At 61.4% G+C, this 22,579-nt stretch carries 18 protein-coding genes and 7 pseudogenes; 10 read left to right on the plus strand and 15 right to left on the minus strand.

The window, feature by feature from the left end; all coding sequences use genetic code 11:
• Positions 1-2 precede the first annotated feature (2 nt).
• The 9 genes from ANTHELSMS3_RS23200 (at position 3) to ANTHELSMS3_RS23240 (ending at position 7,425) form a co-directional block, all read left to right on the plus strand.
• Entirely contained in the window at positions 3-920 is a 918-nt protein-coding gene (locus ANTHELSMS3_RS23200) for a carbohydrate ABC transporter permease (RefSeq protein ID WP_157733632.1), read from the plus strand.
• Positions 917-1,744, plus strand: a complete 828-nt coding sequence (locus ANTHELSMS3_RS23205; protein WP_094037416.1) for a carbohydrate ABC transporter permease — start codon at positions 917-919, stop codon at positions 1,742-1,744. Before ANTHELSMS3_RS23200 ends, ANTHELSMS3_RS23205 begins: the two co-directional genes overlap by 4 nt.
• Positions 1,745-1,763: 19 nt before the next feature.
• On the plus strand, positions 1,764-2,873 hold the full coding sequence (locus ANTHELSMS3_RS23210; RefSeq protein ID WP_094037417.1) for an ABC transporter ATP-binding protein: 1,110 nt from the start codon (positions 1,764-1,766) through the stop codon (positions 2,871-2,873).
• Between the two features lie 26 nt (positions 2,874-2,899).
• Positions 2,900-4,297: an aminotransferase gene (locus ANTHELSMS3_RS23215; RefSeq protein WP_094037418.1), complete on the plus strand. Its 1,398-nt coding sequence runs from the start codon at positions 2,900-2,902 to the stop codon at positions 4,295-4,297.
• Between the two features lie 17 nt (positions 4,298-4,314).
• Positions 4,315-5,232 carry a dihydrodipicolinate synthase family protein gene (locus ANTHELSMS3_RS23220; RefSeq protein ID WP_157733633.1) on the plus strand — a complete coding sequence of 306 codons (918 nt, stop codon included), beginning with the start codon at positions 4,315-4,317 and terminating at the stop codon, positions 5,230-5,232.
• Positions 5,233-5,297: 65 nt separating this feature from the next.
• Positions 5,298-6,080 carry an SDR family oxidoreductase gene (locus ANTHELSMS3_RS23225; RefSeq protein ID WP_094037420.1) on the plus strand — a complete coding sequence of 261 codons (783 nt, stop codon included), beginning with the start codon at positions 5,298-5,300 and terminating at the stop codon, positions 6,078-6,080.
• Positions 6,080-6,790, plus strand: coding sequence for an SDR family NAD(P)-dependent oxidoreductase (locus ANTHELSMS3_RS23230; RefSeq protein ID WP_094037421.1), 711 nt, complete (start codon positions 6,080-6,082; stop codon positions 6,788-6,790). Before ANTHELSMS3_RS23225 ends, ANTHELSMS3_RS23230 begins: the two co-directional genes overlap by 1 nt.
• A 63-nt stretch (positions 6,791-6,853) precedes the next feature.
• Positions 6,854-7,114 (plus strand): hypothetical protein, encoded by a 261-nt coding sequence (locus ANTHELSMS3_RS23235; RefSeq protein ID WP_094037422.1) that lies wholly within the window; start codon positions 6,854-6,856, stop codon positions 7,112-7,114.
• Positions 7,111-7,425, plus strand: a complete 315-nt coding sequence (locus ANTHELSMS3_RS23240; RefSeq protein ID WP_094037423.1) for a type II toxin-antitoxin system RelE/ParE family toxin — start codon at positions 7,111-7,113, stop codon at positions 7,423-7,425. The genes ANTHELSMS3_RS23235 and ANTHELSMS3_RS23240 overlap by 4 nt, the downstream gene beginning before the upstream one ends.
• A gap of 182 nt (positions 7,426-7,607) precedes the next feature.
• Here the strand turns inward: ANTHELSMS3_RS23240 and gcvPB are convergent, their stop codons facing one another.
• The 6 genes and pseudogenes from gcvPB to ANTHELSMS3_RS23270 all read right to left on the minus strand — a co-directional run.
• Entirely contained in the window at positions 7,608-9,152 is a 1,545-nt protein-coding gene (gene gcvPB / locus ANTHELSMS3_RS23245; protein WP_094037424.1) for an aminomethyl-transferring glycine dehydrogenase subunit GcvPB, read from the minus strand.
• A complete protein-coding gene (gene gcvPA, locus ANTHELSMS3_RS23250) occupies positions 9,149-10,528 on the minus strand; it encodes an aminomethyl-transferring glycine dehydrogenase subunit GcvPA (protein WP_254694975.1) in 1,380 nt (459 codons plus the stop codon). The genes gcvPB and gcvPA overlap by 4 nt, the downstream gene beginning before the upstream one ends.
• 21 nt (positions 10,529-10,549) lie before the next feature.
• Entirely contained in the window at positions 10,550-11,626 is a 1,077-nt protein-coding gene (locus ANTHELSMS3_RS23255; RefSeq protein WP_094037425.1) for an ATP-NAD kinase family protein, read from the minus strand.
• A gap of 266 nt (positions 11,627-11,892) precedes the next feature.
• Positions 11,893-12,549: pseudogene (locus ANTHELSMS3_RS23260) on the minus strand (IS6 family transposase).
• 1 nt (position 12,550) lies between these two features.
• Positions 12,551-12,916: pseudogene (locus ANTHELSMS3_RS23265) on the minus strand (IS110 family transposase); the annotation flags it as partial.
• 62 nt (positions 12,917-12,978) lie between these two features.
• Positions 12,979-13,341, minus strand: a pseudogene (locus tag ANTHELSMS3_RS23270) (integrase core domain-containing protein); the annotation flags it as partial.
• A gap of 125 nt (positions 13,342-13,466) precedes the next feature.
• On the opposite strand from ANTHELSMS3_RS23270, the pseudogene ANTHELSMS3_RS23275 reads away from it, so the two are divergent.
• Positions 13,467-14,758, plus strand: a pseudogene (locus ANTHELSMS3_RS23275) (IS110 family transposase).
• A gap of 184 nt (positions 14,759-14,942) precedes the next feature.
• Here the strand turns inward: ANTHELSMS3_RS23275 and ANTHELSMS3_RS23280 are convergent.
• From ANTHELSMS3_RS23280 to ANTHELSMS3_RS23325, 9 genes and pseudogenes are all read right to left on the minus strand, one after another.
• Positions 14,943-15,467 carry a DDE-type integrase/transposase/recombinase gene (locus ANTHELSMS3_RS23280; protein WP_094037427.1) on the minus strand — a complete coding sequence of 175 codons (525 nt, stop codon included), beginning with the start codon at positions 15,465-15,467 and terminating at the stop codon, positions 14,943-14,945.
• Positions 15,468-15,502: 35 nt separating this feature from the next.
• On the minus strand, positions 15,503-15,769 hold the full coding sequence (locus ANTHELSMS3_RS23285) for a transposase (RefSeq protein ID WP_094037428.1): 267 nt from the start codon (positions 15,767-15,769) through the stop codon (positions 15,503-15,505).
• A gap of 69 nt (positions 15,770-15,838) precedes the next feature.
• Positions 15,839-16,066: pseudogene (locus tag ANTHELSMS3_RS23290) on the minus strand (IS110 family transposase); the annotation flags it as partial.
• 59 nt (positions 16,067-16,125) lie between these two features.
• A pseudogene (locus tag ANTHELSMS3_RS23295) lies at positions 16,126-17,299 on the minus strand (IS3 family transposase).
• Between the two features lie 64 nt (positions 17,300-17,363).
• Positions 17,364-17,884, minus strand: a pseudogene (locus ANTHELSMS3_RS23300) (transposase); the annotation flags it as partial.
• Positions 17,885-18,095: 211 nt separating this feature from the next.
• A complete protein-coding gene (nadC, locus tag ANTHELSMS3_RS23305) occupies positions 18,096-18,944 on the minus strand; it encodes a carboxylating nicotinate-nucleotide diphosphorylase (RefSeq protein ID WP_094037429.1) in 849 nt (282 codons plus the stop codon).
• Positions 18,941-20,512, minus strand: a complete 1,572-nt coding sequence (locus tag ANTHELSMS3_RS23310; RefSeq protein WP_094037430.1) for an L-aspartate oxidase — start codon at positions 20,510-20,512, stop codon at positions 18,941-18,943. Before ANTHELSMS3_RS23310 ends, nadC begins: the two co-directional genes overlap by 4 nt.
• A gap of 4 nt (positions 20,513-20,516) precedes the next feature.
• On the minus strand, positions 20,517-21,569 hold the full coding sequence (gene nadA, locus ANTHELSMS3_RS23315; RefSeq protein WP_094037431.1) for a quinolinate synthase NadA: 1,053 nt from the start codon (positions 21,567-21,569) through the stop codon (positions 20,517-20,519).
• A 714-nt stretch (positions 21,570-22,283) separates the two neighbouring features.
• Complete coding sequence (locus ANTHELSMS3_RS23325; protein ID WP_439098681.1) at positions 22,284-22,418, minus strand: helix-turn-helix domain-containing protein; 135 nt, start codon at positions 22,416-22,418, stop codon at positions 22,284-22,286.
• Positions 22,419-22,579: the final 161 nt, after the last annotated feature.

Consider the following 22,579-nt stretch of genomic DNA (forward strand, 5'->3'; position numbering starts at 1 on the left):
ACATGACCGCCATTGCCACAGATCCGCCGCGTGCCTCGAACTCGCCGCTAGAACGGTCCTATGCCCGTCTTGGCGTGCTGTTGATCGCGCCAACCATCCTCGTCTTCAGTATTGTGATCGTCTACCCGTTGCTGGCGGCGATCTACCTATCGGTCTTCTCTATCTACACCCCCACGTTGGAGGGCGATTTTGTCGGTGCCGATAACTATGTCAAACTGCTGACCGGCAAGGCCTTCTGGAACTCGCTCGGCGTGACGCTGGTCTGGACCGTTGGCACGCTGAGCCTGCAAATCGTCGCCGGTGTCGGGCTTGCCCTGCTGTTGCACCAGAACATCTGGTTTCGCGCACTGGCCCGGTCGCTGGTGCTGTTCCCTTACTTCTTGTCCACTGTCGTGGCCGTTCTGGTCTGGAAATGGCTGTTCAATGACCTTTACGGCGCGCTCAATCACGGGCTGATGCAGCTGGGGATCATCGACATGCCGCTGGATTGGCTCGGCTCGATGCCCAACGCGATGATCGGCGTGATCCTTGTCGGCGCGTGGAAATACTTTCCCTTTGTGGTGATCGCCGTGCTGGCCCGTCTGCAAACCATTCCCGAAAACCTGTACGAGGCAGCCCGCATCGACGGCGCCGGCCCCATTGCGCGGTTCTGGGACGTGACCCTGCCGCAACTGCGGTCGGTGCTGACGGTTATCATCCTGCTGCGCGCGATCTGGGACTTCAAGGAATTCGACCTGCTGTACCTGCTGACAGGTGGCGGGCCGGTGACGTCGACGCAGACCCTGTCGTTGCTGGTCTACCAAGAGGCCTTTGGCCTGAACCGCATGGGACAGGCGGCGGCCTACTCCGTCGGCATGATGCTGGTGATGCTGGTGTTCATGATCCTCTACATCCGCCAGACCAAGGAGAAGCGCGCGTGAAACTCCTCCGCCCCATCCTGTTGAACCTCATCACATGGTCCATCGTGCTGCTGATCTCGTTTCCGCTGCTGTGGATGATCGTGACATCGCTGAAGCCACAGACAGAGCTGTTCCGCATTCCGCCCACATGGATTCCCGAAACCGTCACCTTTGAACACTACTGGCGGCTGCTGTCGGAAACGCCGTTCCTGCTCTACTTCCGCAACTCGGTGGTGCTGGCCACGTCGACCACGATCTTTGTCGTCGCGCTGGGAACGCTGGGGGCCTACAGCCTTGTGCGCTTTACCTATCGTGGGCGCGAAACGCTGGCGATGCTGGTGCTGTTCACCTACCTGCTGCCCTCAGTCGTGCTGATCATTCCGCTGTACCTGATGATGGTCAGCTTCGGCATCTCGAACACGTTGGTCAGCCTGATCCTGGCCCATACCACTTTTGCGCTGCCCTATGCGCTGTGGCTGTTGCGCTCCTTCATGGAGGGCATTCCAGAGGATCTGGAAAACGCGGCGCTTGTCGACGGGGCCAGCCGCATCGGCGCGTTCCGTGACGTGATCTTTCCCCAGCTACTGCCGGGCATCATCTCGACCGCGTTGTTCACCTTTATCCTGTCGTGGAACGAATACCTCTACGCGCTGGTGTTGGTGAATTCGGAATCCGTGGCCCCGCTGACCACCGGCGTGATGTCCATGCTCATCTCTGCGTTCAACATCGAATGGTCCCTGCTGATGGCGGCCTCGGTGATGATGAGCCTGCCGCTCATCGTCGTGTTCGCCTTCCTGCAAAGCTACCTGACCAGCGGCTTCGGTGCCGGCGGCGTCAAGGGCTGACGAAAAAAGGAGCCAAGTCTTGGCCAACGTATCCTTCAAGAACGTCCACAAGCGGTTCGGCACCTATGTCGCGCTGGAAAAGCTGGACCTCGACATCCACGACGGCGAATTTGTCGCCCTGCTTGGCCCCTCGGGCTGCGGCAAATCCACCACGCTGCGGATGCTGGCGGGATTGGATTTTCCCACCTCGGGCGAGATCATGATCGGTGACCGGTTGGTCAACGATCTGGCACCGGGCAAACGCGATATCGCCATGGTGTTCCAAAGCTACGCTTTGTACCCGCACATGACCGTTGCGGAAAACATCGCCTATCCGCTGAAGAAGCGCGGCATCAAGGGCAAGGCCCGCGAAGAGGCCGTGCAAAAGGCCGCCGAGCTGTTGCAGCTGGACGCATTCCTGCACCGCAAGCCCAAGGAACTGTCCGGCGGCCAGCAACAGCGCGTGGCGCTTGGCCGGGCGCTGGTGCGCGAACCGCAGGTGTTCCTGCTGGATGAACCGCTGTCCAACCTTGATGCCAAGCTGCGCAGCTACATGCGCGCCGAGTTGATCGAACTGCACCGCCGTCTGGGCAAGACCATGGTTTACGTCACCCACGATCAGCTGGAAGCCATGACAATGGCCAACCGTATTGCCGTCATGCACGGCGGTCTGGTCCAGCAGTTCGACACGCCCGACACGATCTACAATCGCCCCGCCAACCGCTTTGTCGCGGGCTTTATCGGCACGCCGCCGATGAACCAGATCGACGGCGCGGTCGATGGCGGAGATTTTGTGATTGCGGGCCACCGCGTCCCCATTGACCGCACGACATTTGTCGCCTCGCTAAAAGACGGCGCTGCCGTGCTGGGCGTACGCCCTGAATTCGTCAGCATCGGCACCGGCGACGGCCTGCCCGCCACCGTGCGGCTGGCCGAAAACACCGGCCACGAAACCATCGTCACGCTGGAACTGCCTGACCACAGCCGCATCAGCGCGCGGGTCGAGGCGGGTCGTCGTCTTGACGTTGGTCAACCCGTCGCCCTGCGGTTCCAATCCGACGCCATCCACCTCTTCGAGGCCACGGAAAACGGCGCGCGGCTGAATCTTGATACCACACCCGCGTCGGTCATCCCGATGCGGTCCAAATAAACAACAACATGGAAAGGAGGCCGGACATGACCGACACTCGCGATCTGGACAGGCGTTTTGTCTTTCACCCCTTCAGCATGGCACAAGGCCATGAGCAAAGCGGCGCTCTGATGATGGCCCAAAGCGCCGAAGGTTGCTGGATTACCGACGACAGCGGCAAGCGCCATTTGGACAGCATGGCCGGGCTGTGGTGCGTCAACGTCGGCTATGGCCGCGAACGCATTGCCGATGCGCTGGCCGATCAGGCCCGCAAGCTCAGCTATTTCCACGGCTTCAGCTCAATGGCGACGGAACCAGCGGCCATTCTGGCCGAACGGGTCATCGCCAAGGCGCCCGACGGGTTTTCCAAAGTGTTCTTTGGCGCGTCCGGGTCGGACGCCAACGACACGCAGGCCAAGATCGTCTGGTATTACAACAACGCGCGCGGCCTGCCGAACAAGAAAAAGATCATCGCGCGTGACCGCGGCTATCATGGTGTCACCGTGCTGTCCGGTGGCCTGACCGGCTTGCCCGGCCTGCACGCAGGATTTGACCTGCCGCTGCCGATGATCCGCCATGTGTCGGCACCGCACAACATCTGGACCCGGAACGCGGAAGAGGACGACGCCGCGTTTTCCGCCCGTCTCGCGCAGGAACTGGAGGATCTGATCCTCGCCGAAGGCCCCGACACCGTCGCCGCCTTTATCGCTGAACCCGTCATGGGCGCAGGCGGCGTGATCGTGCCGCCAGAGGGCTATTTCGCCGCCATGCAAGCAGTGCTTGACCGCTACGATGTCCTGCTGATCGCCGATGAGGTGATCTGTGGCTTTGGTCGTCTGGGCACTTGGTTCGGCAGCGAACGCATGGGCATGAAGCCGGACCTGATGTCCGTCGCCAAGGGCATCACCTCAGGCTATGCGCCCTTGTCCGGCGTGCTGGTCGGGGACAAGGTTTGGCAGGTGATTTCCGGTGAGGGCAGTGCCAAATACGGCGCCTTTGGCCACGGCTACACCTACACCGCACATCCCGTTATGGCTGCGGCGGCGCTGGCCAATCTGGACATCGTCGAAGAGGAAAACCTTGTCGAACGCGCGGGCCAGATGGGTGACTATCTGAACGACGCGTTGGCCAAGGCCTTCGCCGATCTGCCGATCGTGGCCGAAACCCGTGGCAAGGGTCTGATGGCGGCGGTGGAATTTGCCCGCCCCACCCGCGACGGCTGGCAGAAATTCGATCCCGGCCTGCAGGTCGCGCCGCGTATCGTGCGCGCTGCCCTTCAGGACGGAGTCATCAGCCGCGCTCTGCCCAACGGCGACGCGGTGTCCTTTTCGCCGCCCTTCACCGTCACAGCGGAAGAGATCGACCTTGTGGTGTCGACCGTCCGCAAGGCCGCTGGTGCCGTCTGCGATGCATTGCGCGCCGACGACGCGCTGGCCCCCCTGTAAAACACCGAGGTAAGACAGTGGATAGAAATTCCATCACATGGACCGGGGCCATGCCCGCGATCACCACGCCTTTTACCAAGGGCAATGAGGTCGATCACGACGCGATGGCCGCCAACATCAAACGCCTGAGGCAGGCCGGCGCCAGCGGCGTGGTCGCAGCAGGCTGCACCGGCGAATTCTGGGCGCTGCTGCCAGAGGAACGCCGCGAGGTGTATCACACGGCCCGCAAGGCCGTGGGCAAGGACGGCACCACCATCGTCGGTGCCGCCGGAATCACACCCCGCGACGTGATCGCCGCCATGCAGGACGCCGCAGAGGCCGGGGCCGACGCCGCACTGGTCATGCCGCCCTTCTTTGCCCATCTCAGCCGGGCAGAGATCATTGCCCATTTCAAGGCTGTGTCGGACGCGGCCCCGCTGCCGATCATGCTTTACAACATTCCCGGCAACGCGGGGAACGCGCTGGTGCCTGAGATCGTCGATGAACTGGCCGATCTGGAAAACGTCGTCGCGATCAAGGAAAGCTCGGGCGACTGGCTGAATTTTCACCGCACGCTGGCGGTGGCGGGCGACCGCATCGGCATCTATTGCGGCCCGTCGTCCACCATTGGCGTCCCCGCGATGCTGGCCAAATGTGACGGTCTGGTCGATTGCTTCCCCAATGTCTGGACCGCGCTTCTGGATGTCTGGCCGATGCTTCAGCGCGGCGAGATCGACAAGGCATGGGCCCTGCAAAGCCGTGCGCAAGAGCTGACAAAGCTCTTTGTCACCGAGGGCCGCACGCTTTATCCCGCCACCAAGGCGGCGATGGACTACCTCGGCCTGCCCGGCGGCGGTCTCCCACGCGCGCCCTTGCAACCCCTGACCGGAGAGGCCCTCTCCGGGCTGCATCGCGGGCTGGATCGGCTGTTGGCAAAGACTGACACCGCCGCCTGACCGACCGGCGTGAACACCTGCGCGACACCCGCGCCACCAATAGAAATACCAAGGAAGGACCCCACATGGATCTGGGTTTGAAGGGCCGTCGCGCCATCGTCAGTGCGGCCAGCAAGGGACTGGGCCGCGCCTGTGCCTTTTCGCTGGCCGGCGAGGGCGTCGATCTTGTGCTGAACGCCCGCAGCGCCGACGCGCTCGAGGCAACGGCAGAGGAAATCCGCAGCGCCCACGGCGTCAACGTCACCACCGTGGCCGCCGATTTCAACAGCGATGAAGGCCGCGCCGAAATCCTCGCCAAGGCGGGTGAAACCGACATTCTGGTCACCAACCCCGGCGTGCGCCAGATCCCCGGCGAATACGAGGACTGGACCCGCGCCGACTGGGACGAATGGTTCAACGTCCACTTCTTTTCCTCGCTTGAGATGATCACCAGCGTCCTGCCGGGCATGCGCGCGCGCAAATTCGGCCGCGTCGTCAACATCTCGGTCAGCTTCATCAAGTTTCCGCAGCCGCACTTTGCCCACAGCCACTCGGCGCGGCTGGCCTTGTCCGGTGCCATCGCTTCGCTGGTCAAGGAAACGGTGCGCGACAACGTGACAATCAACACCGTCTGCCCCGGCTTCTTTGACACCGATGCGCTGCACACGAACCTGCACAACCACGCGCGGCGCGGCAACACCACCTATGAGGCCATCGTGGAAAACCGCATCCAAAGCGTGCCCGCAGGCCGCTTTGCCGATCCCAAGGAATGCGGCGATCTCGTCACCTACCTGTGTTCGGCGCAGGCCGGTTTCATCGTCGGCCAAAACATCATCAATGACGGCGGCGTCTACCAGGGTCTGTTCTGATGTCGCGCCTTGTCATGATCTCTGGCGGCGCACGCGGCTTGGGGGCGGCCATCGCGCGCCGCTGCCTCGCCGACGGGCACCGCCTGTCGATCGGCGTGCGCGACCCGTCCAAGGTGGCACAGGCCTTCCCCGATGTGGCCGCCGATCAACTCACCGCACATCGGTTTGACGCCGACGCGCCGGAAACCGCACAGGCCTGGGTGGACGCCACCGTGGCGCAGATGGGCGCGCCCGACGCGTTGATCAACAATGCCGGCATCCTCAAGATGGTCGATTTCACTCGTGGCGAAGAGTCCGACCTCGACGACCTATGGACCGTCAACGTCAAAGGCCCCTTTCGCCTGATCCGCGCCGCCCTGCCCCACCTCAAGGCCTCGGGCCGGGGCCGTGTGGTCAACATCGCCTCGACGGATGCGAAACGCTATCGCGACACCTCCACCTCGCTGGGCTATGTGATGACAAAACAGGCGTTGCTGGCCATGACCCACGCCGTCCGCTTTGCCGGGTGGGAAGACGGGCTGCGCGGCACCGCGATCTGCCCCGGCGCCATCGACACCGACATGATCGACGGCATCCCCGGCGTCACCCCCAAGGCAGAGCGCCTGCAACCCGATGACGTGGCAGCCATTGTCTCATTGGTGCTGGCCCTGCCAAATCAGGCCAGCGTTCCGGAAATCGTCGCCAACACCCGGTTGGAAAGCATGATCTGACCCGCTCTTGAACGGCGCGCGCCGAAGGGGTATGATATAGTCATACCAAAAGAGGCGCGCGCCATGACCGTCAAAACCACGCTCAGCTTCACCGACCGCCACCACCGCTTTTTACAAGAGCAGGTGGACAAGGGCGTTTTCGCCACCACCAGCGCGGGCGTCGCCTCCGCCGTTGAACGGCTGATCCAGGATGAGGAAACCCGCACCGTGATGCTGGACGCGCTGGCAGCGGAAATCCGCAACCGCGCCGCCACTCCGCCACAGGACTACGTGGATGAGGACGCAACCTTTGCCGCTGTCTTCGACGACCTGCCCAGGGCGTGACCTACACCGTCCGGTTCCACCCGAAAGTGGCCAATGACCTGCGCGGCATCGCCCGCGCCATGTTACCGCACGCGGGCGCTCAGACGACGCAAACCATCCTGACCACCCTGCGCGACACCGCGCGCAGCCTGTCCCGCACACCGCATCGGGGCAGCACCCGCGACGACATCCTGCCGGACCTGCGCGCCATCCCCTCGGGGCGGCGCGGTGTGATCTGTTTCACCGTCGACGACACCACCCAAACGGTGCTGATCCACCTGATCGCCTGGGGCGGAGCCGATTGGCAAAGCCGCATCACAACCCGGCGCTAAGCCCCCTGTTTCTTCTGTCCAAAAATATCCCGGGGGCTCCAGAGGAGCGGGGGTCATGCTGAAAGCATGCCTGAGGCATGACGCCCCCTCTTCCCTCTCGGCCGCTCATACAGCAAACACACTCCCAATACAAAGGGGCCTTGCCCTAACGGCATAGCCCCCCTGCCCCATCACCGCAGCCACTACTCCGCCGCGACCTTCTTCAGATGCTTGCGCTCATAAGCGCGCCAGGTCGTTGCCCAGACCGCCGGATCATCCAGCGCAGAGGTCAGCGCCTTGATCGGCCCGTTGTGCGGCGCGGTCTTGACGATCTCGGCGTCGGCATAGGCCTCCCCGATCACGTGTTCCATCACGTCGATCCAATAGTCGATGTCGTCCTTGGACCACAGCTCTCCGGCTTCGGGCGTAAAGGGCTCCGCCACCAACCACGGCTCATGACTCAGCCACAGCGCATCGATGCCAAAATCGGTCATCCGGTTTGAGATCTCAAAGATGGTACAGCCGGTGTCCTGCGTCACCTGCTCAACCGAATGGCGGGTCATTTCCATGCGCGGCACATCGATGCCGGGGTTGGATCGGCTTACACCTTTCACCTGACCCAGCCGGTGATCCATGTAGTTGTTCGACAGCACCGAAATATCCGCCGCCTCGCGCAGCCCTTCGGCCCCCATTGCCCGCGCCCAGGCATAGGCTTTCAACACCTGGGGTGCGTTGCCCCAGAATTCGCGCACCCGGCCAATGCTTTGCGGGCGATCCTCGTCCAGCACATAACCTTCACCGGTTTTCACCACCAAGGGCGAAGGCAGGAACGGCACCAGATGCTCGGCACAGCCATAAGCGCCCACAGCCGGGCCACCGCCGCCCTTGGGCGCGCCGAATGTCTTGTGCAGCATGTACATACAGGCATCAAAGCCCAGCTCGCGGGCGCGCAGGCGGCTCATCACGCCGTTGAAATTGGCATGATCGTAAAAACACAGGCCCCCGGCCTCATGCACGATCTTCACCCATTCCTTTATGTCCGGGTTGTAAATGCCCATGTCGTCGGGATTGTTCACCATCAGCGCGGCGGTGCGCGGACCGACCACCGATTTCAACTGCTCGATGGACGGATACCCGTTTTCCTCCAGCGACAGCGTGATCACCTCAAACCCGGCGGTGTTGGCTGTGGCGGGCGAACAGGGATGCGTCTGGATCGTGGTGATGATCTGATCGCGCTGCTGCAACTCACCGCGCGACGCATGATAGGCCCGCGTCACGCAGGCATGGGTATAGGCCGCATCCGCGCCGCCCCCCGCCTGAAAGACAAACTGATACATGCCGCTGACTTCGCACAGGAAATCGCTGAAGTTGTCGTATAACTCCAGAATGCCTTGCAGGCTTTCGGCGTCCTGCAACGGGTGCAAATCCTTGAGATGCTCTAGCGCCGCCCGCTCACCGATGCGGGGGTTGTATTTCATCGTGCAGGTGCCAAACAGCGACACCCCCAACATGCCCAGACACATCTGGCTCAGGTGCAGGTAATGGCGCAGCGCGTCATGTTCCGTCAGCTCTGGCAGCGCCGGTGCGGTCTTGCGCCCCGCCTTGCCGGGTAGCGCCGGGGCGGGCGCATCGTCGAACACCACGCCGCGACGGCCGGTGCCGGTCATTTCCATTACCACCGGTTCGGACCACTTGGCCGCCTGAAACCCGTTGGAACGCTTGAGATAATCCTTGATCGGGGCGGTCATGCCAGCGCCTCCTTCAATGTCGTGACCAGATGGTCAATGTCGTCTTGGGTATGCACCTCGGTCACGCAGATCAGCATTGCGTTGCCCTCGATCCCTGGTTCTCCGGTGATGTCCTTGCCGCCGAACAGACCCTTGGCGCGCAGCGCCGCGTTGATCTGGGCCACCGGCTTGTCGAACGTGGCCACGAATTCCTTGAACACCGGGCGGGACAGGTCCACGCGCGCGCCGTCCAGCGCATCAATCGCCCGCGCCGCCGCGCCAGAGCGCGCCATGATCAGCCGCCCAACCTCGGCAAAGCCTTCAGGCCCCATCGCCGCCATATAGGCCGCATTGGCCAGCGCCCACAGGTAGACCGAATTGCCGGTCCAATCCTTGCCCTCATCCCGCATCCCGTAAGACGATTGGTGGAACAGCGTCAGGCCAAAGCCATGCTCCCCCGGTTCCCGCGTCTCGGAGATAGAGATGTTCAGCGTGTTGTATTCCCGCGCATAGCGTTCCTCATCGGGCGAGGCGATAAAGCCCCCTACCCCGCCACCGGCGTACATATGCACACCCAAGGGCTGCGTTGGTCCCACCGCGATGGTCGCGCCATAAGCCCCCGGCGCCTCCAACAGGCCCAGCGACAGCGGGTCGACGCCCACGATCGCCTCTGCGCCCGCCTCGCGCGCAATGGCGCACAGCTCACCGGGGTCGGCGTCAATCACACCCAGATATCCGGGCGTCTCAAAGTACAGCGCCCCCGCGCCGTCTATCTTGGTCCGCAGGTCGTCGCGGTCGATACAGCCATCGGCGCCGACCTTTACCGTCACGATCTCGATGTGGCGGGCCATTTCCGTCGGTTCACAATAGGTCTGCAACACCAACCGGCGTTCCGGGTCCATGACCTCTGGCACCACCACCTTGCGGCGGCCCGTCATCCGCGCGGCCATCCGAACCGCGTGACCCACGGCACAGCCCCATGAATAGACCGGCAACCCGACAAAATCCATGTCCACCAAGGCCCCGATCTGGCTGGTGAATTCAAACCACGCCTGATTGCGCCCGTGGTCCGAGGTGGGCGAGCCAAACACCGAAGTCTGCCATTCATAGCGTCCCACGATCTCATCGCAGATCGCCGGCACATAATGCGGCCAGGCCCCCGCCCCCAGGAAACAGGCCCCTGCGGCGGGCACCTTGTTCTTGGCCATCATGTCGTCCAGATGCCGCGACAGCGCCACCTCTGACGACAATTGCGGCGGCAGGTCCAACGGCCGGGTCATCCGGTGATCCTCGGGGATCTGCGCAAACAGCGCCTCGACCGAATTGACCCGCAGCGCGGCCAGCATCTCTGCCTTTGCCGTCCCGCCAGAGTTCCCCATCCATGGATGCGCTTTCATCTTGCTCTCCTGTCGTTCATCTTATGCGACCACCCGCATCACCTGCTTGCGCCCCGGCCCGACCGTCACCGGCCAATAGCCGGACAGGTCGGCATCCAGTGCAGGATCGCCGGTGTCGATGGTCAGTTCCTGTGGCTGCAGCGCGGCCAGTTTGTCCGCCCCGCAAATGACATCTATCGGCGGCAACCCCGCCGCCCGCAGCATCCGCGCCGAGATCTGCTGATTGCCGCGCCCAAGGACAAAGCCCTGTCCGCCCACAACCGTCAGCACAATCCGCACGCGCCGCCCGTCAACCCGCGCGATCAGCGCGCTTTCGTCCAGATCACGGGCCACGACCCGGCCCTTTTCGGCCAGATCGACCCCCAGCAGGGTGCCGCCCCCCAGCCGGTCCTTGAGCGCCATCATCGTGGCCCCCGGCCCCAGCACATAGACCGTATCCGCGGCCATTCCGGCGACATAGGACGCCAGCGCGGCGTCCATCTCGCCCACCAGATCGGTGCCGCCCGCCTTGGGGTTCTGCCGCGCGCCAGAGCTGTCCAGAGGCGTCCGCGCCACCGTGTACAACCGCGCTGACAGCCGTCCGGCCCGGCGCTCCGCCTCATCCAGATCCAGAATTTCCACCATCTCGGTGCGGCGCTGCGGGTCCGCAAGGAACGCCGCCGCCATCCGGCCCGCGCGCTCCGGGCTACGGGCAAACACCCCCGAATGCATCTTGACCCCCGACGGCACGCCAAGGATCGGCACACCGTCAGCGTTTGCCGCACAGATGTCGCGTGCGGTGCCGTCCCCCCCAGCGAACAGGATCAGATCCACCTTGCCCTGCATCGCCGCCACCGCTGCGGCGGTGTCTTCGGCGGTGCCATGAACCGCCCCCGGCCCTGTCAATGTGGTGCCTTCAGTGGCCAGCGGTCCGGCCAAGATCGGCAAGTCGCTGGTTTGGCGAAAGGCCTGCAGCGCCCGGTCGGCACGCAGGGGGGCCAACGGCGTGCGTCCCTCGGCCGCCGCGCGGGCCGCAATATCCGACTCATCGCTGCCTTTGCGGGCCATGGCACCGCCCAAACCCGCGACCGGATTTATCACCAGACCCAGCCGAGACATCCTCCAGTACCGCCTTTTCGTACTTTTGTTCGCATATTGAAACACTGCCGAATCCCTCCGACTCGCGCAAGCGGAAAATCCGATGTGCCGGGCGTGGTGGTCGGAGGGCTAGATCAGGAAAGCAGATCGGCCGGGCCAGCGCCACCTGGCGTTGTTAGGTTGCTGATGTAAGGCTGAGTTTTTTGGTGAAGGCGAAGATCAAGCGGTCAACTCGGCCGGCTTTGTCAGGTTGTTCAGTCATGACGAGACCCAGAGCCGCGCTCCGCTCAGGCAACCATTTCAGCCGCATAGTTGTTCCACAGGCTGAACGCTTCAGCCCGAGATTGGCGGTAGGGTGCTGCGGATAGGCGGTGGCGTTTTGGACGGAAGATGGTCGCGGCCTGATCGTGGACGGACAGAAAACTCTGCGCCTGGTGTGGGGATTTGAAACGACCCATGATTTTTTCTCTTCGTCGTGTGTGTCGATGTGACGCCTCTCATCGGTTGTTCAAACCCTTGTGGGAGCGATGATCGACGCTTGGGCAAAGGTCACGGACGGCCACGCCATAGCTGCGCAGTTTGTCCGTCTCGAGGACGCGTGGCACACCCCATCGCTTCATCATCTTCAACAGGAACCGCTTGGCAGCATGGGTATTTCTGCGGCTTTGCATCAGGATCTCCAGTACATCTCCGTTTGCGTCGACCGCTCGCCAAAGCCAATGTTTTCGCCCTCGAATTGAAATCACGACCTCGTCCAGGTGCCATTTGTCGGCAGGAACCGGGCGATCACGACGGATCTTGGCCGCTATCTGCGTTCCGAATCGCTGGCACCATACCCGGATGCTTTCATACGAGACGATTACGCCCCTTTCGGCCATCAAATTCTCGACATCGCGCAGGCTCAGGCCAAACCGATGGTACGCCCAGATGGCATAAGAGATGATGGACCGAGGGAAGGGTCGTCAGCAGCTGATAGTCGGGAAGATCCGACAGCAACTCGACGGCCTGGGCCTCGATCTGATCGCGCTGCCGGATCAGGCTGCGTTCCTCTGCGAGAACGAGCCGGAACATGCGGACCGCATCAGAGTCAGGGTGGACCGGGAGCCCAACCGAACTGACGGCTGTTGCGTAAACATCTGAAAGCATTTGTGCTTTAGACACTTTTCGACCGACGACCTCCCAAGCATCAGAGATGAAGGCATCTCGGTTCATGGCCGTGATCATGTGCGGCGACGGATACGTCTCCAGAAGTGCCAAGTACCAATCCGTACGCGAGCTTCGGTGGAATCGTTCGGCCTCGGGAAAATACAGCGTGACCTGCCCCTTTTTTCAGGGCCAGTCGCAAGTCGAGCTTGTTCCCCTTTTGTGTGCCATCATTCGGCGGCGTGAGCAATGGGCGCAGGCGCGGAGCCATCAAGTAGCTCAAGCGGCTGCGCCCATTGCGTCTTGTCGAAGGGCCTCGCGGCTGCGAACTCCTCCGGTGTTTGATACTTCAAGCTGCTGTGCGGGCGCTCTGTGTTGTAATCGATCCTCCACTCTTCGATGATCTCGCGGGCCTCGCCGATGCTGGTGAACCAGTGCTGGTTCAGGCATTCCTCGCGGTATCGCCCGTTAAAGCTTTCGATATAGGCGTTCTGGGTCGGTTTTCCGGGGTCAATGAAATACAGCTGGACGCCGTGATCATCGGCCCAGCCGTCCATCGCGCGACCGCGCAGTTCCGGGCCATAACACCTTCGGAATGTTGTTGATGTTGAGGCTATGATTGCCTGCGCAGCCCCCAAATAGCGCAGCAGGTGATCATAGCCGGGTCTCAGGTCCCTACAGTGGTTTTGCACAAACCACGCCGCAAGGGAGACCGACTATGACCGATGCCACTATTGCACAAACCGAGCCTGTTTTGGTTGCGATTGATATCGCAAAGGCCCGCCATGAAGTCTTGATCGCTGTTCCGGGCCGAAAGCGCCGCCGCCGTTTGACCGTTCTCAACCAGCTCGACGAATTCAATCGATTGATCTCTACACTCTCAGAGTATGATCGTCCTGTCCGCGCGGCTTTTGAGGCTACAGGCAATTACCATCGCGCTCTCGCTTACCGGCTTGGGGTGGCCGGTTTCGATGTGAAGCTGGTGTCTTCGGTCGCATTGGCGCGCACCCGTGAGGCTTTGAACAACAGTTGGGACAAGAACGATCCGAAAGACGCGCAAGTCATCCTGCATATGATGCTGATCGGGAACGAGCAGTTTTACCACGACCCAATGCTGAGCGGTACGAATGATCTTCAGGAGTTGTCCAAGACGCACGACATAGTCTCGCGCTCAAAGACGGAACTTTGGCATCGGGTGCTGACCCACTACCTGCCGCTGTATTGGCCCGAGGCTGACCGCTTTCATCGCAGCTCACGCAGCGATTGGTTCTTTGCCTTTCTCGAACGTTATCCTTCACCGCATTTCATCTCTGCCATGGACCAAGAGGCTTTCATTGCAGATGCTTGGGACGTGGTCGGCCGCAAAGTGTCAAAAGAACGTTTGCTTGCAGATATTTATCAGACCGCCAAGTTCTCTGTAGGCCTGCCAATTGCGCCGGACTCCGACGCTGCAAGGATGTTCCGTTTGGTCTTGGGTGAAGGGCGCGGCCTGATTGCCAAACGCAACGAGATTGAGGATCGCGCCGTTGAGCTTCTCAAGACCAACGACGACTATCAACTGCTAACATCCATCCCAGGGATCGGGCCGATCAACGCGCTGACCATCCTTGCAGAAGCAGGCGATCTGCGCCGCTTTCGGCATCACCGCCAATTTTTGAAGTTCTGTGGGATGGACCTCGCAACGATCCAGTCGGGCACATTCCGTGGCCAAACCAAGCTCTCAAAATATGGGAATGCCAGATTACGCCGCACGCTCTGGATGGCCGGTCAGGTCGCCATCATGCAAAAGACCAACAGCTTCCGCGACAAGTTCGAGCGTTACATCGCCAAGGATCGTCAAAACACGCATTTACGTCGCAAGGCGTATACCGCAATCGCCGCAAAAATGGCCCGCACCGTGCATGGGATAATAAACCGCGGCGAACCCTATCGTCCCTTCTTTGAGGGATGATTGACAGCAGAAGGACCTTTCTCTGTAAGGGCCGTAGAGGCGAGCATTCGACCTCGTAGATAATGTTCAGGCCTTCTGCTCAACGACCCGAAGATCTCGTCTTAAGGACGGTGAGAGCCGCAATAAGCGTACTCTGTGTTTGTTATGGGAGAGACATGTTGTTGACCAAAATGCCGAACTGACACACATTCGAACGTGCTGGAACGCTTCAGCATGACAATGACCTGATGCCAAATCAGCCAATTATTCCGCGCATAGGACGTTATCGACGACCAGGATATCGGGGTATCCACGCTCGCGGGCAACGCGCTCCAGCATGTCCACGACCCGCTCGCCGGGCAGTGAAAAGTCCACCTCGATGGCCGGGCACTCGCGGGTGCAGTCGTCTTTGAGGTTGGCGGTGCGGAACTTGCGGCCATTGGCCAGCGCGTCGCTGGTGAAGTCGAGCGACCAGCGCTGGTTGGGGGCAATCGGGCACCAGTTGCCCTCGCGCGCCTCGCGGGGGATCTTCTTGCGCTTTGTGCGGCGCAGCCACAGGCGTTCTTCGCGGTAGATGCGCTCGACCACCTTCACGTTCACCCTGAAGCCCTCACGGACCAGCTTGGCATGCAGCATGCGATAGCCATACCGCCGGTGCTTGCCTGACAGGGTAATCAGGCGCTCTCTCAGTCGCGCGTGGCGGTCTGGCCGGGCCTGATAGACCAGGCTCGACCGTGAAATCCCGACCAGCCTGCACGCTCGCCGCTCCGTGAACTGATGCTCATCCATCAGCCTCTTCACGGCATCCCGGCGGCGTGCAGGCGTCAGGAGTTTTTTGCCAGCAGCCCCTTGAGACCGGCGTTATCCAGCATGGCATCCGCCAGAAGCCGCTTCAGCTCCGCATTCTCGGCTTCCAGATCCTTCAGCCGGCGCAGCTCGGAAACCGTCATGCCGCCATACTTGGCCTTCCACTTGTAGAGCGTGGCGTTCGACATGCCGTGCTTGCGGCATAACTCCGAGACCTTCGCCCCGGCCGCATACTCCTGCAGGATCCCGACAATCTGTTCCTCGGTGAAACGTGATTTGCGCATCGTCTGTTCTCCTCGTCGTTTTGAACGTTACGAGAACAAACTCTACTTTTGAATGGCCCAGTTCTTTGGGGGCAGGTCAAGCGGCAGGTAATGTGTCAGGATGCGATGCCAGAGTTCGGTCTTCGAGCGCGAGACGATCTCGTGGGTCTTCGACAGTTCCTGAATGTCGGCGGTACCGGTGACAAGCGGGTCATGGAAGAATTGCACAGATCCGATCTCCAGCATGTGCAGGATGACTTGGGCGTCCTTCGGATCGTTCTTGTCCCAGCTATTGTGCAGGACTTCGCGTGTACGAGAGGTGGTCCCGGATTTTCGACCAGTTTGCCGCCTTGCTAAGCTATAGCATTGGTTTCATTTCAGGCGGCGGCCTTCAGGTCCGGAGATCGTCTACCATAGGCCTCGTCCGGCGTCAGGAGCCCATGTGATGAGTGCGGGCGTCTTTCGTTGTAATAGGTGATCCAGTCACCGATCCCGTTGCGGGCTTCGGAACCGGTTTCGAAGGCGTTCAAGTAGACGCATTCGTATTTGAGGGATCGCCATAGCCGTTCGATCATCCGGTTGTCGATCCAGCGCCCCCGACCATCCATCGAGATTTTGACCTTCGCATCGCGCAACACCTCGGTGAAATCGGTGCTGGTGAATTGCGAACCTTGATCGGTGTTGAATATCTCGGGGACACCGTATCCGGCCAGCGCTTCTTTCAAAGCCTCAACGCAAAACCTCGCGTCCATGCTGTTCGAGAGCCGCCAGCTCAGCACCTTCCGGCTATGCCAGTCCATGACGGCCACGAGATAAAGAAAACCACGGCGCATGGGAATGTAGCTGATGTCAGCACACCAGACCTGGTTGGGCCGGGTGATTGGCAAGTCCTTCAGAAGATATGGATATATCTTGTGCTCCGGGTGCTTCTTGCTGGTCTTCGGTTCCTGGTAGATCGGCACCAACCGCATGAGCTTCATCAGCCGCCGCACACGATGCCGCCCGCATTTATGTCCCGCGCGAGCCAAGTGCCGGGCCATTTGCCGGGACCCATACCACGGCGTCTCCAAGAACTGCCGATCGATAATTTCCATAAACTTCAGGTTCTCGGCGCTTTCACCGCGCGGCTGGTAGTAGAGGCTTGAGCGTGCCAGTGTCAGCAGGCTGCATTGCCGCCGGACGCTGAGATCAGGATGGTCTTTCTTCACCGCTTTTTGCCTCCAGCGCCGAGGACGAAACTGGAGGCTTCCGACAAAAAATCCCGTTCCACGACCAACTGCCCGATCTTTCCTGTCGCACATGCAGGCATGTGCTGTCGGACAGTGGGACGTGTAGCTTTTCGACCTCTGCCGCCGATATCGTCGGCTCCGCGGTCGCCTGGCCATTGAAGGCTGCGGCCATGTTCTCGATCACAGTCCTCTTCCAGCCGCTGATCATCGTGGGGTGGATGCCATACTTCTTGGCAAGTTCGGCTGTCGTCAGCTCCTCCCGGATGGCTTCCAGAGCCTCCTTCGCCTTGAACTCTGCCGAATAGCGTTTCCGTTTGGTCATTTCTGTGCGTTCTTCCTCAGGCGCTACAGCTTAGCACCTGGTCCGAAATCCCGCGACCACCTCTCCGATAGACACGCTTGTGGTTCCAGCCGTAGCCTTGAACGTTGCGCAGGTACAAAAAACACAGGCCAAAACCCCAGGAGCGCTTGTTCGCTGTCAGGCGTTCCAGCCAGTCGGCAATCTCCTCGTTCTCATCGCTTAAAACAGGGCTGTAACGATAACACGTCTCACTGATCTCAAAGGCACGGCAGGCCAACGCAATGCTGACCCCGTGTCGTGCTACCGCATTCATGGCCATCTCTCGCCTCTGAGACGGCCTTAACGCTTTTTTCCAAGGGCTTCCTTCAGCAGATCATTCTGCATGCTCATCTCAGCATACATACGCTTCAGGCGACGGTTCTCTTCGGCCATGCCCTTCATCTCAGAAATCAAAGATGCATCCATCCCCCCAAACTTCGCACGCCACTTATAAAAGCTGGCGCTGCTCATCCCGGGCTCACGGCAAAGCTCCGAGACCGGCACACCGCCCTCTGCCTGCTTCAGGATCGCCATGATCTGCGCGTCGCTGTATCGTCCATTCTTCATCGTAAATCTCCTCAGATATCTTGCCGAGAAAATTCTACTTTTGAACACTACTAATCTTAGGGGGGATTACCTTCTGAGTTTGCATTAGCACCGCTTATGCGGACGTCGCTACATCAGCAACCTCACGCCAGTTATCGTGACAACACCCATTGCGCAGGTGCGGTGCAATTTTGTCATGGTTGACAGCGTCGATTGGGAATGGCGTTTGCGCTCAGAAATCCAGCCCGAAATCCAGTGTCTGTGCCGAATGTGTCAGCGCTCCGGAGGAGATATAGCCCACGCCCGTCGCCGCGACCTCGGCAATCCGGTCGAGCCGCATGTTGCCCGAAGCTTCGAGAGTGACGCGTCCGGCGGTCATTTCCACCGCTTTCACAAGAGATTGCGTCGTCATGTTGTCCAACAGGACGACATCCGCACCACCTTCATCCAGAACTTCTGCCAACTGGTCCAGCCGGTCGACTTCGATCTCGCAGCGCACCATGTGCGATGCCTGCGCCTTCACAGCCCGAAGTACGGGACGGATACCTCCGGCGGCGGCTATGTGGTTGTCCTTGATCAGGATTGCATCAGACAGGCTGAAGCGGTGGTTGAACCCGCCGCCATGCAGCACCGCCTGTTTTTCGACCAACCGAAGACCCGGCGTGGTCTTGCGGGTGCAGGTGATACGGGTCTTCGTGCCCGCGGTCTTGGCCACGAAAGCGGCGGTCAGCGTGGCAATGCCCGAAAGCCGCCCGGCAAAGTTCAACGCGACGCGTTCGGCCGACAGGATCGACGCGGCGTTGCCACTGATCTCCATCAGCAGGTCGCCTGACCGGATCGCGTCGCCATCCGTCTTGTGCGCAGTGACCTTTAGCGCGGGATCGACCAGTCGAAAGGCCAGCGCGGCTATCTGGAGGCCGGAAACCACACCAGCCTCACGCGCGTTCAATTGCGCGGCGTAGGTGCAGCCGGCGGGAATAACGGTGCGGGTGGTTATGTCACCGTATGTACCCAGATCTTCGATCAGCGCGGCGCGGACCAGTGGTTCTAGGATCAGGTCGGGCAGGGGACTTGGGCTCATGCCGGTTCCTTTCGGATGGTGGCGTCACGTACAGTCAAGGCGTCTGTCAGAGTGAAGAGCGATCGCTCGCCGGTTTCACCTGCCGGTTCGGGATAGTCACTGCGGAAATGCGCGCCGCGACTTTCGCGGCGCAGCAGGGCGGCGGCGGCGATCAGCGTGGCAGTGGCGGTCATGTTCCGCAGCACGTCGCAACCCGGCTGGGCCGCTTCGATCCGGGCGATCTTAGCCAGAGTGTCGGAGAGACCCTGTGCATCGCGGATGACACCTGCGCCTTCGGTCATGGCATGCCGCAACTGCGCGACCAAGGCTGGATCGGGGCCTTCGGCTGTTGGCAGATCGGGCAGAGCCACCGTTGGTGCGCTACGCGAAGCTGGCAGCGCCGCGTCTATGGATAGCGCGCATCGTTGACCGTAAACCAGCGCTTCCAGCAGGCCGTTCGAGGCAAGACGGTTAGCGCCGTGAAGTCCTGTCGAAGCAACCTCGCCACATGCCCAGAGACCGGGGAGCGAGCTTTGCCCCTGCGGGTCCGTGGCCACGCCGCCCATGTGGTAATGGGCGGCGGCGGCGACCGGGATCGGATGTTTCACCGGATCGACACCCGCCTGCCGACAGGCCGCGGCCACCGCGGGGAAATCCGTTCGGATCCTCAAGCCAAGTGCGGCACGGGTGTCCAGCGCCGGGGCCAGCCCGGCCTTGGTTTGCGCATAGACGGCGCGGGCCACAATGTCGCGCGGGGCAAGTTCGGCATCGGGATGCGCCGCCAGCATGAAACGTTCACCGTTGCGGTCGGTCAGAATTGCGCCTTCGCCGCGCAACGCTTCGGTCGCAAGGGGGGCGGGGTCGAGGCCAAAGGCAAGGGCGGTCGGATGAAACTGGACGAACTCTGCATCGGCGATCCGCGCGCCTGCGCGGGCAGCCATGCCAATGACTTGTCCCTGGATGCGTGGCGGATTGGTAGTCAGGGCAAAAAGACCACCGGACCCGCCGCCCGCCAGCAGAACGGCGGCGCCGCGTAGCAGAATGCTCTCGCTCTGTGCGTCGCCGCAGCGGGCGACCGCAACACCCGTGACTCGATCACCCATTACCTCGAGCCGCGTGGCCATAACCCCTTCGAGTACCTGAATATGGTCGGCCTCGTGCACTTGTCGGGTCAGGGCGCGCATGATCTCGGCCCCTGCCTGATCGCCGCGCACACGAGCCACGCGCGCGAAGGAATGCGCCGCCTCACGCGACAGGACATAGGCGCCGTCGGCTGTCCGATCAAAGGGCGCGCCCAGCAAGGTCAGGTCGAGGATATGCGCGCGCGCCTCGGAGGTGACCGATTGGGCAATCCGATGGTCCACTGTGCCTGCGCCCGCCCTGACTGTATCGCGCGCATGGGCATCGGCACTGTCCGCCGGGTCCATCGCCGCCGCCACGCCGCCCTGCGCCCAAGCCGAGGACGCGCCTTCGCCCAAGGGTTCCGGAGAGATCATCAGGACCGGACGGGGGGCCAGTTTCAGCGCGGAATATTGCGCCGCAAGACCCGCGCCCACAATGATGACGCGGGACGTTTCGATTGGGGTCATCGCGTCAGCCGGACGGCCTTGCGGAGAAATCAATCATCCGCTGCACGGCGACACGCGCCTTGTCGGCGACGACCGGATCCACCTCTACCGCTCCCTCCATCGTGTGCAGCGACCAGAGCACTTTCTCCAGTGTGATCTTCTTCATGAAGGGACACATGTTGCACGGCCCGACAAAATCTACGTCCGGCAGCGCGTCCGAGATGTTTGCCGCCATAGAGCATTCGGTCACCAGCATCGCCTTTTCAGGTCGCTGCTGGGTCACGTAGTCGATGATTCCACTGGTAGAGCCGGAAAAATCGGCTTCGGCCACCACGTCGGGGGGGCATTCGGGATGGGCGATTATGCGGATATCGGGACTCCATGCACGGAAATCTCGCAGGTCTTGGGCAGTGTATTGTTCGTGCACGATGCAGGACCCGTCCCACCAGACGATCCGCTTCTCCGGCACCAGAGCCGCGATGTTCTGCGCCAAATATTTATCAGGGGTCATGATGACCGTGTCGCTGTCCAGCCCGCGTACGATCTGCGCTGCGTTGGACGATGTGCAACAAATATCCGACGCCGCTTTCACCTCTGCCGTGGTGTTGACATAGGTGACGACCGGGGCACCGGGATATTTGGCGCGCATCTCCGCGATTCCTGCGGCTGTGATGCTTTCGGCCAGCGAACAGCCGGCCTCCATGTCGGGGATCAGCACCGTTTTCGACGGATTCAGTATCTTCGACGTTTCCGCCATGAAATGTACGCCGCACTGGACGATGACATCCGCTTTGACCTTCGTCGCCTCAATAGCCAGTTGCAGGCTGTCGCCCACCACGTCCGCGATGCCGTGGTAGATCTCAGGCGTCATGTAGTTATGCGCGAGGATGACTGCGCCGCGCTCTGTCTTGAGCTTGTTGATGGCCGCCACATAGGGCGCATGGATCGCCCAGTCCGGTGGCGTCACCACTCGGTCCATCCGTCTGTAGAGATGCGCATTGGCTCTGGCGATTTCTGTTGACGGGGAGAGATCGTAAAGATCGGCGAGTTCGGCGCGTAGCGCGATCTGGTCGAGCAATTCCGGAGGTTCCTCAGGTTATTTCGGGCCGACGGAGGCGGCGACCGTCGACTGACGGCTTCTGTTGTGTGACTGATAGGGCAGAGGTGACGTGAGGGCAAGTGACAGCAGGCCATTGTTTTTGTTGTCCTGCGCTAACAGCCGCTGCAATTGGCTGAACGTGAGATGTCGTCCTTCGCCTCTCGCATGAAGGCAGCACGTTACCCGGCATACAAGGGTTTCGCTGGCTTCGACTGTACCGCCAACGAAGGCCGTAAAGAGAGATGTTCCTGGACGTTCGACCAGTTTTCCGCCAGGCGAAGCTATAGCATGTGTTTCATGTCTGGCGGCGGCTTTCAGATGCAGCGTTTGCAAGTCGCAGAACCACACGCCTGCGCCAACCCCATCCTTCAATCCTATTCAGGCTGAGAACTCGATGCCGCGAACAACGGTTCTCAACTGGCGTGCCTCCGCGGGCAGGGGAGCGAGGCTTCCGGACATGATCGGGCTGGTGCGGGATTGGTCCCCAGTGGCGCACTTCGCCACTACGCGCGTACTTCGCGATCTCGAGGGAGATGGTCGCCTTATGGACATCCAGTCCAATGAATATGTTATCCTGGATGTGTTCTCTCCCCCATTCTTGAGGCTCGGCGCCAGCCAGTCCGGCGCAACCCTCGAACGGAGGATGCCGCGGGAGAGGCCGCCGACCCAGTCAGCTCACCGCGATCATGGGGTCTAGTTGTCGCGGTAGATTGTCGCCGCGTCACGCCCCAAGCGATCAGCGATTTCCGCAATCGCCATTTTGGCATCAAGCCACTTGGCCGTCTTCTCGCGCCTATCCAAGCTCGGGTGAGAGTCCGGGGTTCCCATAATTCATAATCCATGCAGGGATCTGTTTTGTTACAAAATTTGCACTTCGGATGTGAACCCACCCTAGCTTTGCTCTCGGCGATGCGCTTGCGGTCTGCGAGGGCGTTCCAGCCCACGTTGCGGCGGCCGGTGGGCTCTTAGCGGGTGCGCTGCTTGCCTGC

Source organism: Antarctobacter heliothermus, assembly GCF_002237555.1.
Lineage (GTDB): Bacteria > Pseudomonadota > Alphaproteobacteria > Rhodobacterales > Rhodobacteraceae > Antarctobacter > Antarctobacter heliothermus_B.

What these genes read in the sequence shown, in the direction of transcription:
- ANTHELSMS3_RS23285 (WP_094037428.1), bottom strand. Translation starts at nt 15,769, where the DNA reads ATGCGCAAATCACGTTTCACCGAGGAACAGATTGTCGGGATCCTGCAG.
- ANTHELSMS3_RS23230 (WP_094037421.1), top strand. Translation starts at nt 6,080, where the DNA reads ATGTCGCGCCTTGTCATGATCTCTGGCGGCGCACGCGGCTTGGGGGCG.
- ANTHELSMS3_RS23215 (WP_094037418.1), top strand. Translation starts at nt 2,900, where the DNA reads ATGACCGACACTCGCGATCTGGACAGGCGTTTTGTCTTTCACCCCTTC.
- gcvPA (WP_254694975.1), bottom strand. Translation starts at nt 10,528, where the DNA reads ATGAAAGCGCATCCATGGATGGGGAACTCTGGCGGGACGGCAAAGGCA.
- nadC (WP_094037429.1), bottom strand. Translation starts at nt 18,944, where the DNA reads ATGAGCCCAAGTCCCCTGCCCGACCTGATCCTAGAACCACTGGTCCGC.
- ANTHELSMS3_RS23235 (WP_094037422.1), top strand. Translation starts at nt 6,854, where the DNA reads ATGACCGTCAAAACCACGCTCAGCTTCACCGACCGCCACCACCGCTTT.
- ANTHELSMS3_RS23255 (WP_094037425.1), bottom strand. Translation starts at nt 11,626, where the DNA reads ATGTCTCGGCTGGGTCTGGTGATAAATCCGGTCGCGGGTTTGGGCGGT.
- ANTHELSMS3_RS23310 (WP_094037430.1), bottom strand. Translation starts at nt 20,512, where the DNA reads ATGACCCCAATCGAAACGTCCCGCGTCATCATTGTGGGCGCGGGTCTT.
- ANTHELSMS3_RS23200 (WP_157733632.1), top strand. Translation starts at nt 3, where the DNA reads ATGACCGCCATTGCCACAGATCCGCCGCGTGCCTCGAACTCGCCGCTA.
- gcvPB (WP_094037424.1), bottom strand. Translation starts at nt 9,152, where the DNA reads ATGACCGCCCCGATCAAGGATTATCTCAAGCGTTCCAACGGGTTTCAG.
- ANTHELSMS3_RS23225 (WP_094037420.1), top strand. Translation starts at nt 5,298, where the DNA reads ATGGATCTGGGTTTGAAGGGCCGTCGCGCCATCGTCAGTGCGGCCAGC.
- ANTHELSMS3_RS23325 (WP_439098681.1), bottom strand. Translation starts at nt 22,418, where the DNA reads ATGGGAACCCCGGACTCTCACCCGAGCTTGGATAGGCGCGAGAAGACG.
- ANTHELSMS3_RS23280 (WP_094037427.1), bottom strand. Translation starts at nt 15,467, where the DNA reads ATGGATGAGCATCAGTTCACGGAGCGGCGAGCGTGCAGGCTGGTCGGG.